This window comes from Pseudomonas sp. NFACC05-1 (genome assembly GCF_900100135.1).
GTDB lineage: Bacteria > Pseudomonadota > Gammaproteobacteria > Pseudomonadales > Pseudomonadaceae > Aquipseudomonas > Aquipseudomonas fluorescens_Q.
The window spans coordinates 302,544-317,642 of the sequence record NZ_FMTR01000001.1 but is presented as its reverse complement, the minus strand read 5'-3'; the positions used below and the strand labels follow the sequence as shown (position 1 = coordinate 317,642).

Genomic DNA, 15,099 nt, shown 5'->3' with positions numbered 1-15,099 from the left:
CAGTCCTCATTTTAGGTTCCAGTGCTTGCGTAAAAACGCACCGATGCAAGCGATGGCCTCGCGTGCTTCCGCCAGCTCGGCGGCGAATTGTTGGAAAACGTGGAACATTTGCGGCCATACCTGCAACTCAACCGCAACCCCAGCTGCGCGGGCCTTGGCGGCAAACAGCGTGCTGTCGTCCAGACCGGTTTCGCAGTCGCCGACTTGGAGCAGCAACGGCGGCAAACCGGTCAGATCGCCATGCAGCGGCGAAGCTAAGGGGTTGAACGGATCGCCATCCTTCCCCAGATACTGCGCGGCCAGGGCAACAATCATTGGGCGTTGGTGAATGGGGTCAGACTCGGCCCGGGTCAGGTAGCTTTCGCCACTGGCGCTGAGGTCGGTCCAGGCCGACAGCAACACAGCGGCGGCCGGCAGCGGGCGGCCTTTGTCGCGTAGGGCCAGCAAGGCCGCGGCGGCCAACCCACCACCCGCGGAATCCCCTGCGATGGCCAGTTGATCGGGTTCAAAACCCTGGGCCACCAACCAGTCGTAGACCGCAAGTACATCAAGCAGGGGTTCGGGAAAACCATGCTCAGGCAGCAAGCGATAATCGACACCCAGGATCCTGCAACCCGCGGCCACAGAAAGGCGCACCATCAGGTCATGGTGAGAGGTGAGCGAGCCCATTTTGAATCCGCCGCCATGCAGATAAATCAACACCTGCTGCTCGGCGGCACCGGGCGTTTTGATCCAGCGCACCGGCACACCGTTGGCGCTGGCGTCTTGGGTTTCACACGTCAGCTTATCGGCCCAAAACAAGTCATCCCAATCGCGGCGCAGGGTTTCAATCGGCGTGTGCCGACGCCAGCGGCCGTACACGGTCTGGATGCGGGCAATTACCCGTTCCACCGCCTCGCTTTGAGCGCGCATCAGCAACCCATCCCGCCCGAGACACCGAGGGTTTCGCCGGTAATAAAACTGGCGTCACGACTGGCGAGAAACACCACGGCAGCCGCCACTTCATTCGGCTCGCCCAAGCGACCCACCAGGGTGGAGGCCTCCATGGCCGCCAACAATTTTTCACCGCCACGGTCGAGGGCTTTGCGCAGCAAAGGCGTATCCACTGGTCCTGGCGCGACCACATTGACAGTGATGCCATAACGGGCATTTTCCCGGGCAATGGATTTACTGAAGGCGATCACGCCGCCCTTGGCAGCGGCATACACGGCGCCACCTTTGGAGCCCTGACGGCCAGCCTCTGACCCGACATTAATGATTCGCCCGTAACCGGCCGCCTGCATCGCCGGTAGCGCGGCGTGGGTTGAGGCAAATACGCCTTCGAGGTTGACCGCCAACAAGTAGCGCCACTGCTCCACCGTGGTTTTGGTGAAGAAGTCATGCTGGTCATAGCCAGCGTTGTTAACCAAAATTTCGAATGGACCTAGCATGGTCACCACACGCTCTACTTCGAGCAGGTCGGTGACATCCAGGCGAACGGCCAGGCCGCCCACTTCATCGGCCAGCCGCTCGGCGCTGATCATATCCTGCGCGGCAATCACTACCTTGGCGCCCTCGGCTGCCAGACGCCGAACGATGGCTTCGCCAATACCTTTGGAACCGCCGGTGACAAAAGCCCGTTGACCGGTCAATGCACGCATGGTCATTGGCCCTCGAACTGCGCGGTGCGCTTTTCGATCACCGCCGCCAGCCCTTCACGCACATCACGGGTGCGGCACAGCTCGGCAACGGTACGGCTTTCTTCCGGCATCGCGGCATCGACGCCAAGACCAATGCCCGCCCACAGCAAACGTTTAGTCGCGGCCAAAGCCAGGGGAGCGGCCTCGGTCATCTGCTGGGCGTAGGCCATGGCGGTAGTCTGCAACTCAGCATCTGCGACGACTTGGTTGATCAAGCCCATTGCGAGCGCTTCCGGGGCTTTCACCACCGGGTTCATGAGCAACATTTCAGTGGCTTTGCGTGGTCCTACCAAGCGCGGCAAGGTCACCGACAAACCAGCGTCCGGCGCCATGGCCACGCGAGTGGCTCCGGCAAGAAACTTGGCTGACTCACCCGCGATCACCACATCTGCCGCACACACCAGTCCCATGCCACCGCCGCCCGCGGCAAAGCCCTGCACAGCGGCAATTACCGGTGCATCCAAATGGATCATGGCGCTGATGGCAGCCTGCAAATACACCGTGGCTTGGCGGATGTACTCCGGTAAATCGTCACCCTTGCCGACAAAGGTATGCACATCGCCGCCGGCGCAGAAGTTAGCGCCGGCCCCGGTGAGCAACACCACGCGCACACGCCGTTCGCCATGACAGCACATTAGCGCCGCGATAAGGTCTTGCAGCGTGGGAATATCCAGACCATTGGCGGCATCCGGGCGATTCAGGTGCAAGTGGGCAACGCTGCCATGCAAGCTCAGCAGCACGAAGCCGGAGGTGATCAACAGTTCAGGCTGGCTCATCAAAGGGCACTCAAATCAGGAATGAAAGGGTGTAGAGGGCTTTGTCGGTGTTGACCAACACCACCTTTTTTTGCGGGCCATGCGCAGGCCAACTGATTCGCGGCGCGCCAGACTGTTTCGGCCCGCAGGTTGGGCTCGAAGACCCTGGCGTTGGCCGTCACGCGAATTTCGTCGCCACCGGTTTCAACGCTTCGTACTTTAGGGATGGAGGGCGCGCGTCCAATCGTCGTTTTGGACGAATTTCGTTCGAACCATTGGTCAATCGACCTTTGCGGGTCGAGGCGGAATCGGAATACCGCCCATCCCTCCCACGACAAAGCGCATTCCCTGTACGGAGACTTCAGCCTCGATGCTTTTGATCCTGGGAGATGGAGGCCTTAAGCGCGGTGGCAACTCGGCCCGTGACATACAGTTCGCCATGCAGGCGCGATTGAGGTGGCGCAGGGATGCCGGCAAGCCGCGAAATGCTGGATAGACACACCTCCAGGGCACGCGCTTCGGGCAATGCCTCGCCAGCGCAAACACCCTGCAACACGCAGAACATTGCCAAGCACGTGTTACGCAGGTCCTCAAACTGAAAAAAACCTCGCTGTTCACCTGTCTGCAGGATCGTTTCCAGCTCAGCGTCATACTGCGATCTCAGTTCGCTGACCTGCGCCCTACCCGCTTCATCAAGACTACGAAAATCCAGCTGAACGATGCGGCTTTCAGCCCGCCTTGCGTAATGAAAGCTGACGTAGACGCTCACAAAGCGTTGCAACATCCGCACACTGTCCAAGCGCTTTGGGCGTTGTTCCAACCAGGTAGAAAGTAGGTCTTCCAAGAACTCACAGTGCACATCCAAGAGCAGTTGACCTTTACTTTCGTAGTGGGTGTACACCGAACCGGAGCGCACCCCGAGCGCCGCCGCGAGCTGGCGCAACGACATGGCCTCGAAACCCTTATCCGCCATCAGGCGCACAGCCTGTCTTTTGACTTCTTCCACCCTGCTCATATTTTTCACGCCCTCTGCTGATTTCTGAGGGCGCTCAGAGTCTGCGCGAGGTGTCTGGGTCAACTCGTCGGTTCCGACGGTTTTGCAGCGGGTGAAGAAAATTGTCCGACCGGGGGCATAATCGCTCAAGGACGGCGCTTACAAGCAATCCCCCATGGATTTCCAAAAGTGGATTGGCACGATGAAAAATTACTAACTGATTCATTGAGTTAGCTCGTCGCTGCGCCAGCTCGCCGGCGGCGATGCAGGCCGGTGCCAGCGGGCGTCCGGAAGCCTCGAAAGTGATGACGATAAAAAGCGATGGGCTGGCCGAGGCCCTATCTCGTCGGAAACGACGACAGGTAACCCGCCGTGAAGATTGAAAATAACCCAAACAAAACCCGGCGGCGGATAACCGGGAACAACAAACTGGAGTGCTCCATGAATCAGAATGTTCTGTTCATTACCGGTGCCGGTAGTGGCCTCGGGCAACTCAGCGCCAAGCGCGCGCTGTCCGATGGCTGGGCTGTCGCAGCCATGGACATCAACGAAGCCGGCCTCAACCAATTGGGCTCCTCACCCAGGCTGCTGAAGCTGGTAGTTGACATCACCGACCCCAGCGCTGTGGAAGCAGCGGTCGAGCGCTGCGAAACCGAGCTGGGCCCCATCACCCGACTGACCAACGCCGCCGCAATCATGCCGCTGGGGCTGCTGATGGAACAGCCGCGCGAGGTCATTCAGAACATCATGGCGATCAACTTCGGCGGCATGGTCAATCTGTCCAAGGCCGCACTGCCGAAGATGATCGCCCGTGGCCGCGGGGAGTTCGTCAGCTACGCCTCCATGGCGGGTCATTGGCCGATCATCTACATGGGTGCCTACAACGCCGCCAAACATGCAGTCACCGCCTACACCGAAGTGCTGTTCCACGAGACCCGCAACAGCGGAGTGCGCATCGTCTGCGTGTGCCCACCCATCGTTGCCACGCCGCTACTGGATCAAGCCAAATCGACGGTATGGCCAAGGATCTTCGACGTGTTCCCGCCTATTACCGCCGAAGTGGTACTGAACAAGATTGAGCGTGTACTCAAGGGCAACAAATTGTGGGTGTTTCCCGGACCGATGACTGCCATGTCCTGGAGACTGCGGCGCTGGATACCCAACATCCTGTGGTGGACTGTGCATCAGGTCGAAAAAATCTAAAGCTGTTGGGTGCGCTTCGCGCATCCGTCGGTCTGCGCTTGATAGCCTTGGTGCATACAGCCCCATGCATGGAGCGCGACCACCCTCACAGATTCGTCGGATGCGACGATACCGCCGCTCCCCGCTGTTTCCACAATAGCTGCCAGGCCGCTACGCATGGGCGTTGCGGACCTTTATTGAAACAGCGAAGGAGCACCATCGATGTCCGAAACCAATGCAGCAGAGTTTCCCACCCATAAGTTTGTCACCCATCGGCGCACCATCACCGAGACCGACATCGTCAATTTCGTCAACCTCACGGGCTTTCATGAGCCCTATTTCATCGACATGGAATACCTGAAGGCCAACATGTCCGGCGCCCACCAGAACCGCTTTGCCCCGGGGCCAATGATCATCTCCTACTCGATGGGTTTAGTCTCACCGATTCTGATGAAGGTTGTCGCCGACGTCCTCGAAGGCCATGCCGTGGGCAACTTTGCAGGCATGACTGGGCTGCAGGCACGCATTCATTCCGCCGCATTCCCTGGTGACACCTTGCACGTAGAAGGCGAAGCCAAGATCAAAGCCATCAGCAGTAGCGGCTTTACCATTCTCGACCTGCTGCACGTTACCAAAAACCAGCGTGGCGAAAAGGTCGTGGAATTCACCGAAACCGTACTGTTTCACAAACCCGGTACGACTGAGTAAACCGCACTACCCCGCTCGCCCCCCTACCTCGTCAGCGCATCAAGTTTTCGCGACATGGGCGGGTTGCCCGCGAGCGGCGGCAGAACCTTATATTGCGGCCTGCTGTATCAACCTTGCCCTTCTGCCCTGACGGGCGATCTCGCTACGCGCATGCACCAGACTAGCTCGTGTCGATGCGCGTAAACGGACTTGCGCACCCATGCTGCATCGCCACAGCATAGGTGCGGAAAACGTCAGACAGATGCCCTCACACTCTCAGCACGGGTCGAATGGCCAGTCGCCTGAAGCCTTCCCATAGAATTGCCTTGCTCGGCAAAAGCCTTCGCCTGGAATACATGAAAATGCCGGCCATTAAGCAAAAAGTGCGACAGCGCGGGAATCAGCACCAGCGCAGCCAGCATGTTCCAGAGGAACATAAACGCCAGCAGGATCCCCATATCGGCCTGGAATTTGATCGGTGACCATACCCAGGTGACTACACCCACCGCCAAGGTGACGCCGACCAGGGCTACCATCTTGCCAGTAAATTGAATGGCCCGACGGTATGCCTGCTGCAGGGAAAGTCCCATACGCTGGCCTTCCAATTGGACGCTGAGCAGGTACAGGGCGTAGTCCACCCCGACGCCAACGCCGAGTGCAACCACTGGCAAGGTGGCCACCTTAAGGCCGATGTTCAACTGCACCATGAGCGCTTCGGCCAGCAGGGAAGTGAGCACCAACGGTAGGAGGGCCACCACTACAGCACGCCAGCTGCGGAAGGTCATCAGGCACAGCAAGGCAACGGCGAAATAGACGGCCAGCAACATTTCCAACTGCACACTTTTCACAACGATGTTGGTCGCCGCCTCGATGCCCGCACTGCCGGCAGCCAGCAAGAACTGGCGGTCCTTCACAGTGTGTTGTTCCGCGAACTCGCTTGCCACCTTCAGCACAGCCTCCAGCGTGGCGGCTTTATGGTCTGAAAGGTAGGCCAAAACAGGCATCAGTGAGCACTCGCTGTTGAGGAACTGGGAGTTCCACACCAAGGCATTATTGACCTGCGGCCAGAGAACCCCCTTATTGTCGCTGATCGTGAACCACTTAGGACTGCCTTCGAAACCACCAGAGGTGTAGGCTCGTACCGTATCGGCCAGCGAGGCGGTGGCCTGGACGCCAGGTACTTGGGACAGCTGCCGGGCAAGTCGGTCAGCCTCGATGAGAGCCTCGTACGAGCCACACTGGTCTGCGGGCGTCTTTATCATGACTGCAAACACATCGCTGGAGACGCCGAACCTCGAAGTAATGAAGGCGTTGTCGCGGTTGTAACGCGAGTCGGGACGTAGCTCAGGACTGCCGGCGTGCAGATCGCCCACCTGCAGTTTGCTGCGCTCTACCAACGCCAACACCGTAAGGCCCAGCGCCACGGCAATCGCCAGGACAGCCCAGCGGCGCTCGGTGAAACGGTCGAGGCTGTTCCAAACCCGATCGATGCCCAGCTTATGGATAGTCGTATCGTGCTCGATGATGTGTCGACGCGCCGCTTCCTGGCTGATACCGGTAAACGACAGCAGCACCGGCAGCAGGATCAAGTTGGTGACCACCAGCATGGCAAAACCGAGGCTAGCCGACAGTGCCAACTCGCGGATGATCGGAATATCCACCAATACCAGCACGGCAAAACCGACGCCATCGGCAATCAGCGCGATCAGCCCCGGCAGGAACAAGCGACGGAAGGTATAACGGGCAGCGACCCAGGGGTGGGTACCACGGGCGATATCCTGAGCAATGCCGTTCATTTTCTGAAGGCCGTGGGATACGCCAATGGCAAATATCAGGAAGGGAATCAGGATGGTGAAAGCGTCCAGGACACCACCGAAGGCGATCACCAGCCCCTGCTGCCAAAGCACCGCAATAACCGAACAGAGCAGCACCAGGGCGGTGCTGCGAACACAGCGGGTGTGGAAGTAGATGATCAGCGCCGCCACCAACGCGGCGACAATGAAGAACAGCATAACCTTGTAGATGCCATCGATCATGTCACCGGAGATTTTGGCGAATCCGGTGATGTAGATGCCGAGATCAGCCCCCTCGTACTTGACGCGAATGCGTTCGAGGGCCTCGGACAAGTCCTGGTAACTCAGCGGCTGGCCGTCCACGGTCGCCAGCAATGGAATCTCGATCATGCTGGAGTGATAGTCGTTGGAGATAAGACTGCCCACCACCCCCGCACGGGCGATGTTCAAACGCAGTTGTTCGATAGTCTCGGGAGAACCATCGAAGTTGCCCGGCATCACAGGACCGCCGACAAACCCCTCCTCGGTGACCTCGGTCCAGCGCACCACAGGCGTCCAGATCGACTTGACCCAGGTCCTGTCTACGCCCGGGATACGGAAGAGTTCATCGTTCATCTGGCCGAGCGTCTTCAAGTATTCGGCATCGAACACGTCGCCCTTGCGGTTCTCGACCACAAAGCGCACGGAGTCGCCGAGCCCGCGCAGCTGCTCGCGGTTGTCCAGAAAATTGCGAATGAAGGGATGACTGTGCGGCAGCATCTTGTCGAAGCTGGTGGTCACTGTCAGGTTACGTGCCTGCCAGGCTGAGAGCAGCGTGGCGATGACGCAAAAGGCAATGATGAGCAGCCGATGGTTGAAGATCATGCGCTCGAAAAAGTTGCCGGAAAGCCGGTTGAATAGCGCGGGATCACGGATGACGCTCATCAGTCCCGCGCCTTCATGCTTGCTGTCGATCATCAGGTTCTTCTCATTGTTGTAGAGGCAGCGATCAGAGGTCTTCGACCCTGATCCCCAAGGCACCGACAAGCGCCAGGCGGCTGTCGCCCAGCAGAACGGCACCGTAGTAAGGCATCGGCTGGCTCAGACGCAGCGGCTTGAAAATCTGGGCTCCGTCGTCACTCAACAGCGCCTCTCCACTCTGCGCGACTACAAGTAGACGCTGCGCGCCGAGCGGCAGTACCCGCATCAGATTGCTGCCCAGTGGCAACGTGGTGCGACTCCAGCTTTGCCCCTGATCCGCGCTGCGGAAGAAGCTACCGCGCATCCCATAGGCATAGACCTCGCCCTCGGTCGCAGTAACGCCGAACAAGGTGCCGTTGTAGGGCGTATCTATCGAGACGAAACGCTCGCTCTGTGCATCGCGACGCCAGACATGGCCCTGCTCTCCAGACAGGTACAGCTGGCCATTGCGTCCCGTGACAGCGTAGAAGTGCCACTCCTGTGGGTTATTGGTCAGATGCATCTGCGGAAGCCAGCTACGCCCACCATCCTCGGTAGCGAAGATGCGATTGAAGGTGCCGACCACATAGCCGTGAAGCTCGTCGGCAAAGTAAACGTCGAGAAATGGTTGGGTCTCATGATCGACCGCCAGCCGCTTCTCCTTCTCCAGGTAACCCGCTGCGTCCGCTACTCGAGCGGCGCTCGCGGTATAGAAATCGATGGCCAACTGGCTGGCCTGCAGGCCATCGAGCTGTTTCTGCCAGGTGGCTCCAGCATCATCGCTGTGCAGAATCACCCCACCGTGCCCTACGGCCCATCCTTGGGTCGCATTGGCAAAAGCAACAGCGACCAGATCCACACTTACCGGAACCTGTGCCTGACTCCAGCTGCGCCCTTGATCGTCGGAAAACAGGATGGCTCCACGCAAGCCAACGGCGACCAGACGCTCACCGGCGCGGGTGATCGCCAGCATCGGACCGGCAGCCATGCGCTCGCTATGCACGGCAGCGACCTGTAGCGGAGGCTCGAACGCGTGCACAAAGGGCGTCGCCAGGGACAAGCAGACAAATAGCAGACGCCCGAGAATCGAGCGAGGCAGAGGGGCAGAATAAAACAGTATTCCAGCAAGCATGACAAACCTCACTTCAGGGCTTTCGAAACGCACACCCATCAGGAACGACCGTCCGCGCACACAGGCGATCGCTCCTGGTAGTCGACTCGACCTGTCAGAACGTGGTCTTGAAGGTCAGAGATACCCAGTCACGATCCCAGTACTTACCCAGGGAGGAGTTATTCAGGCTGCCAGCACCGAGCTCATCGTCCGAATGCTTGGAGATGAAACCGTTGTACTTCAGATCAACGCTGTACTGGGCATAGATGTCCGCAGACACGCCCATGCTCCAGGTGCCCTGCCCTTCGTTGCTACCGAACATGACCGGCGAGTTACCGTGCAAACCGATATCGACAAACAACGGCATGGACAAATCGATTCCCGGCATTACCTGGTACCAGGTCGGCCGGAACATCAGAGACGCGCCTAGAGCATCGCGAGTCTGGCAGGCAATCTTGGTGGCGTTATGGTCGTCGGCGCAATTGTAGCCTTTACCATTGTACGTCTGCGCGTTCTCGGTGACTTCGTCCAGATAGGAGTAGTTCAGCTCGGCGGTCAAGGAAGCAGCATCATAGAACGGCGACTTACTGAAGTAGGCCACACCGTTGAACACGCCGGACCACAGTTTGCCGCGTGGCACCCAAGTATCCGGGGCGGTACCTTCCGGCACAAAGTTAGAAAGCGGCGTAGTAGCCAGCACCGCATCCTCGCGGTAAGTAATGTCGGTACCCCAGGAAATACCCCAGACCTGCTTGGACAGGCTCACGCCGTATAACTTCTCCCGCTTGTTCGAGGAGTAGTCGATACCCGCTCCCGCCGGAAAGGCACCCACACCGGGAATGACCACCATCTTGGTCAGCACCAGCTGTGGGAAGCGGTTGGTGTACTCGCGGTAATAGAAACCCAGGGTGCCATCGAGCCACTGCGGCGACCAGCGGGCCGAAACGCCCCAGTCGCCGTGTTTCTTGTCCGGCTCATCGGTAATCTCAAAGGGCAAGCCGAAGACGCTGCCCCCACTGCCCAAGCTCAGGCCATCGATCGCGCCAAAATAGGTACCGCCGTTGGGGACCAGCATCGGCTTCCAGTCCAGGAGGTACTGCGCGGCAACGGTCAGATCCGGCTGCAACTGGGCGATCATGGATATCTGGTTGAGCGGTTTGAACAGTTCCTTGGCCTCGGTGCCCGGCGTGGCGAGCGCCTTGCGGATATCCACCGGGCCCTGCTGGTAAGACACACCGTTGACGAAGGAGAACAGCGATTCGCCCCAATACACGTTATGTTGGCCGGCCTTGAGGTTGACCGGCACGCTGCCCAGGTCGAAGCCGGTAAACACGAAGGCATCCAGGATCTCGCCAGAGGGGCCGTTGTTCCAGCGATCGGTGTAGCGGCTGTAGTTGTCACCGTCACGTCCCGCACCGTTGCCAGCACCACTGGCATCGAGTGCACGGTCGCCCTCGACATCACCGTCATAGGCCTGATCGTACCAGCCGCTGGCACTCAGACGCGCACCGTGACGGTCTTTGTAAATGAAGTCCATCTCAGTGAGGATATCAACTCGATTGGTGACCACGTCGCCGGCATCAGAGAACTTGCGGTCGGACTGGTAGGCCGTCACATCGCCCGCGCCCGCGTCGTTTCCACAAATATCCTTATCGCAGTCATTCACCCGAAAACCCACGTTGTAGCGCACGGTGTTATCCCAGCGCAGCGACATATCAGGATTGCCGAGATCGACCGTAACCGCATTTGCCGGCCCAGCCACACAAAAAACCATCATTGGCGCGACCAGCAGGTTGCCGCCCACTGCCCGGTATCGACTTGCCATATTCATAGACTTGGCTCCTTCTTGTTATTTATTAGCCCACTCGCACATCCCGAACATCGCGGCGGAACACTCCTGGCAGAGGAGCATGAATGCCCCGTACGATGACTACTGGCAGACGACGTTACGCTCCACGGCCCCCACCCCTGTCGTCGGAACCGACGAATCCAGTTAGCGGGACGTGAGTCGATAGAAGTGGCCATAGGAAGCCCGGAAACAACAAGGCCCGCCGAAGCGGGCCTGTCTGCTGCCATCCATCGTCCAATACATCGGATAGGCCGGCATCTGCACCTAGGGAGCGACACCTCCGGCCTCCAGCGATCCTTTTTGCAGATAGCACCAGGCCGCCCCCGAAACGAATTGCGGCCTGTACCGTTACTCATTCAACGGATACCCGTCTGCCCCATGTTTTCGGGGGACCAGGTGGACTCCGGGGGTTTGCCAATCGCTGCGTAGCCGCCCCCCTTGAAACCCGTAAAGGACGGCAGAATGTAAGCACCTCGCTCCAGATCGAACGTCAGCGTATTGTCCGGAATCAGTCCATAGCCGTACACATAGTTCGGGATGGTCAGCATGCTGTCGATGCGAATCAGCTTGCCGGTGACATCGTAGCTGTCGGCAGTACCGGCCCCGCTCGCATCTTCATCGATGTAGAAGCGCCGCTTGGGTAGCAGATGACGGAAGCCCGGTTTCAGCGTGGCCTCGACCACCCGCACACGGTGCAGCTCCCAGCGGATGCACTCCGGATTCGGGAAACTCTTTGTGAACAGCTTGTCTTCCGAGCACGCCTTGTAGTCGTAGACGGCGAAGTTGTTGTAGTTGATCAGCTTCTCCTCCACTCCCAGATACTTGAAGTCGTAGCGATCCTGTTTCCCCAGGATCAAACGCTGCTGATCCATGGTGGTGATGCCGCCCGCCACTGGCGACGGTGTGTCATAAGCCAGATCCGGGGCCAATTTGACCCGACGCTGGCCAGGAAGGTACTGCCAAGCGCGCTGTTCGCCGCTGACCTGGTAGCGTGCCAGCGTCTGCTCGCCGTTACGCCGGGCCGGGTCGTACACGAAGAAGCGTACGCGCCAAAACTCGGCACCGCTGCCTTTCGGACCGTTGTCGGTGGTATCCAGAAACTCGCTGGATTCCAATACCTTCAATGCATTCAGCAAAATCCGCCGAGCACTACCATCGACCAGATAGGATCGGGCGTTAGCTTGCAAGGGCGGGGAGTACTGCAACTGGTGGTTCCAGATCACTTCGTTGCCGGTCTTCGGCAGCGGGAACGGCAGACCCGCATAGCAGCCCTCGATACTGACCCCGGCGTTGGCGGTCTTACAGGCGTCCACGTTCTTGCGCGTATTGTCCTGATAGGTTTGCGGGAAACGCACAGTACGCCGAGTCTGGTACACATTCATCTTGTACTCGGGGTAGCGCGCGAACAGCGCCTTTTGCCCCTCGGTCAGGCGCTCGGCGTACTGGGAAAGGTTCTGCGGCGTGATGGTAAATATCGGCTTATCGTTCCACGGATCACAGAAGTTGGTCGGCTCGTCCTTGTCGTAGCAGGCTGGCAGGCTGAGCGGCTCATCCGAGTACGCCGGGATGCTGCCGTCGGCATTACCGCTACGCTGCGCACCGAACGCCGTCAGCTCAGCCCCACCCAATTGCCCGGCCTCGCTGGCGAAAGCTGATTGAACGGCGCCGGCCAGGACGGCAAGCGCCAATACGCTGGCTAGGTTGCTTCGCTTCATGTTTCCCTCTCTTGTTATATTCATCGGGTGGCGCCACCGTGGCAGCACCAGACTAGGGGTCAACGGGCTTGAGGACTTTCGCCCAGTACCCGCAAGCATTTCAGGCATTGGTGCAATCCGTCCGCCCCCAAGCTACGCGCCCGGGTCGCGGGGGGTCGTTGAATTTAACTTACGCTCAGCCCCTCCCGTTTCGGTCGTCGAAAGCGACGAATTGCGCCGTCACCAGGGTTAACGCAGTTCTTCACCTTTGGCGGCCTTCTCCAGCAGCAACACCGGTGGCGTAAAGCGCTCACCATAGGTCTGCGCAAGCTCACGGGCACGCCGAACAAAACGCTCGACGCCATAGCCGTTGACAAACTGCAAGAAGCCACCGGTCCAGGTCGGCGCACCAATGCCGAGGATCGAGCCGACGTTACCGTCCGCCACCGAGCGCAATACACCCTCCTGCAGGCACTTCACCGCCTCGATAACCTGACGGAACAACAAACGCTCCTTGATATCCTCGACCGGCAGCACCACCTCCGGCCTGACGAACAGCTCGTAGAGCCCCGGCCAGATGGTCTTTTCGCCGCCTTCCGGGTAGTCGTAGAAGCCACCGCCATAGTGACGCCCCGGGCGGTTGTACTCCTTGATCAGGATGTTGCCGACCGCGTCGCTGTGGCTGTTGTCGAAGACGGTGGCAAACACGCCCATCTCCTTCTGCGTCTCGTTGACCTTACGCATCAGCTCCAGGCTGACTTCGTCGAGTACGGTCAATGGCCCTACGGGCATGCCGATCTGCTTGCCTAGGTTGTCGATCAGCAGTGGATCAACACCTTCCTGGAGCAGCTTGCAGCCTTCGTCGAAGTAGCTGCCGAAGGTGCGCGAGGTAAAGAAGCCCAGCGAATCGTTGACCACGATGGCGGTCTTGCCGATCTGCCGGGCAAAGTCGAAGGCCTTGGCCAAGGCCGCATCACTGGTCTGCTCACCACAGATGATTTCCACCAGCGGCATTCTCTCCACCGGCGAGAAGAAATGGATACCGATGAAATTGGCCGGGCGCTTGGAGGCATTGGCCAACAGGGAAATCGGCAGGGTCGAGGTGTTGGTGCCAAACACGGCAGACTCAGGCAACTGCGCTTCAGCCTGCTGGGTGACCTTGCCTTTCAGATCGACGCTTTCGAACACGGCCTCGACGACGAAGTCGACGCCCTGCAGGTCGGCATAGTCCACGGTGGGCTTGATCAGGGCGAGAATCTCGTCCTTCTTCGCTTCGCTCAGGCGCCCCTGGCTGACCATCTTGCTCAGCAGTTTCTCGACATTGGCCTTGCCGCGCTCGGCGGCCTCCAGACTGACATCCAGCAGCATCACCTCGATGCCGACCTTGGCCGACACATGAGCGATGCCGTTGCCCATCATGCCGGCGCCAATGATGCCGAGCTTGCTCACCTTGCTCTTGTCGAAACCTGTCGGCCGACTGGAGCCACCGTTCACTTCGTTCATCTGGAAGAACATGGTGTTGATGATGTTCTTCGCCTGCACGCTGGCGGCCAGGTGGGTAAGGCCACGGGTTTCCACCAGCAGCGCGGCATCGAAGTCCAGCAGGGTAGCCTCCACCGCCACAGCGAGAATACGCTCCGGCGCCGGCAGCAGGCCGCGGGTGTTCTTCGCTGTCATCGCCTGAGCCCCGGCGATCATCTGCGCCACATGGGGTTGCTGCGCAGTACCGCCGGGAATCTTGTGCCCCTTGTGATCCCAAGGCTGCAGGCTGACGCCATCATCGCCGACCTGCGCCTTTATCCAGGCCTTGGCCGCCGGCACCAACGCATCAGTCTGCTCAATCAGCTCATTGACCAGCCCCAGGGCCAGCGCTTCCGCCGGCTTCATGCGCTTGCCTTCAAGCAGCAACGGCAAAGCTCTTTCCAGGCCCAGATGGTGCACCAGACGAACGATGCCTCCGCCCCCCGGGAGCAGACCGAGGGAGACTTCGGGCAGGCCGACCACCGCGGCAGGGCTGTTGAGCAGCACCCGGTAGTTACAGGCCAGGGCGATCTCGAAGCCGCCACCCAGGGCCGCGCCATTGATCGCGGCGACCACCGGCACCGGCAAACGCTCAAGACGACGCAAGTCATTCTTCGTCAGCTCGATCTTGGCCTGAAAATCGGCTTCATCACCGGGCTTGAAATCAGTCAGCTCGTTAAGGTCGCCACCGGCAAAAAAAGTGCTTTTCGCCGAGGCGATGACGACACCGGTCAGGCCGTTTTCCTGCTCTAGGCGATTCACGGTCGCGGCCATGGTTTCGCGGTACAACTGGTTCATCGCGTTGACCGGCCCCGGCATATCCATGGTCACAGTGACAATGCCGTCGGCGTCCTTCTCGTAATTGAATGCGCTCATAGGTTGTTTCTCGTAGAAA

11 protein-coding genes are annotated in these 15,099 nt (G+C 59.4%); 2 read left to right on the top strand and 9 right to left on the bottom strand.

Translation table 11 applies throughout. From position 1 onward, the window contains the following. Positions 1-6 precede the first annotated feature (6 nt). The 4 genes from BLO97_RS01485 to BLO97_RS01470 form a co-directional block, all read right to left on the bottom strand. The gene (locus BLO97_RS01485) at positions 7-912 is read right to left on the bottom strand and encodes an alpha/beta hydrolase fold domain-containing protein (protein WP_092344543.1); all 906 of its coding nucleotides are present in this window, start codon (positions 910-912) and stop codon (positions 7-9) included. Beyond that, entirely contained in the window at positions 912-1,640 is a 729-nt protein-coding gene (locus tag BLO97_RS01480) for an SDR family NAD(P)-dependent oxidoreductase (RefSeq protein ID WP_086936774.1), read from the bottom strand. The genes BLO97_RS01485 and BLO97_RS01480 overlap by 1 nt, the downstream gene beginning before the upstream one ends. A gap of 2 nt (positions 1,641-1,642) precedes the next feature. Further along, positions 1,643-2,455: an enoyl-CoA hydratase/isomerase family protein gene (locus BLO97_RS01475; RefSeq protein WP_170867334.1), complete on the bottom strand. Its 813-nt coding sequence runs from the start codon at positions 2,453-2,455 to the stop codon at positions 1,643-1,645. A 340-nt stretch (positions 2,456-2,795) separates the two neighbouring features. Then, complete coding sequence (locus BLO97_RS01470; protein ID WP_139197637.1) at positions 2,796-3,578, bottom strand: TetR/AcrR family transcriptional regulator; 783 nt, start codon at positions 3,576-3,578, stop codon at positions 2,796-2,798. A 291-nt stretch (positions 3,579-3,869) separates the two neighbouring features. Here BLO97_RS01470 and BLO97_RS01465 point away from each other — a divergent pair, with 291 nt between their 5' ends. Next, entirely contained in the window at positions 3,870-4,631 is a 762-nt protein-coding gene (locus BLO97_RS01465) for an SDR family NAD(P)-dependent oxidoreductase (RefSeq protein ID WP_092344541.1), read from the top strand. A 201-nt stretch (positions 4,632-4,832) separates the two neighbouring features. Further along, positions 4,833-5,318 carry a MaoC family dehydratase gene (locus BLO97_RS01460; RefSeq protein WP_063321836.1) on the top strand — a complete coding sequence of 162 codons (486 nt, stop codon included), beginning with the start codon at positions 4,833-4,835 and terminating at the stop codon, positions 5,316-5,318. 233 nt (positions 5,319-5,551) lie between these two features. Here the strand turns inward: BLO97_RS01460 and BLO97_RS01455 are convergent, their stop codons facing one another. From BLO97_RS01455 to BLO97_RS01435, 5 genes are all read right to left on the bottom strand, one after another. After that, positions 5,552-8,047 (bottom strand): efflux RND transporter permease subunit, encoded by a 2,496-nt coding sequence (locus BLO97_RS01455; RefSeq protein ID WP_218189603.1) that lies wholly within the window; start codon positions 8,045-8,047, stop codon positions 5,552-5,554. A gap of 31 nt (positions 8,048-8,078) precedes the next feature. Continuing rightward, positions 8,079-9,161 (bottom strand): WD40/YVTN/BNR-like repeat-containing protein, encoded by a 1,083-nt coding sequence (locus BLO97_RS01450; protein WP_175489821.1) that lies wholly within the window; start codon positions 9,159-9,161, stop codon positions 8,079-8,081. A 94-nt stretch (positions 9,162-9,255) separates the two neighbouring features. Next, positions 9,256-10,965, bottom strand: a complete 1,710-nt coding sequence (locus BLO97_RS01445) for a DUF1302 domain-containing protein (RefSeq protein WP_175489820.1) — start codon at positions 10,963-10,965, stop codon at positions 9,256-9,258. Positions 10,966-11,345: 380 nt separating this feature from the next. Next, entirely contained in the window at positions 11,346-12,704 is a 1,359-nt protein-coding gene (locus BLO97_RS01440; protein WP_072339390.1) for a DUF1329 domain-containing protein, read from the bottom strand. A 228-nt stretch (positions 12,705-12,932) separates the two neighbouring features. After that, positions 12,933-15,080: a 3-hydroxyacyl-CoA dehydrogenase NAD-binding domain-containing protein gene (locus BLO97_RS01435; RefSeq protein ID WP_092344535.1), complete on the bottom strand. Its 2,148-nt coding sequence runs from the start codon at positions 15,078-15,080 to the stop codon at positions 12,933-12,935. Positions 15,081-15,099: the final 19 nt, after the last annotated feature.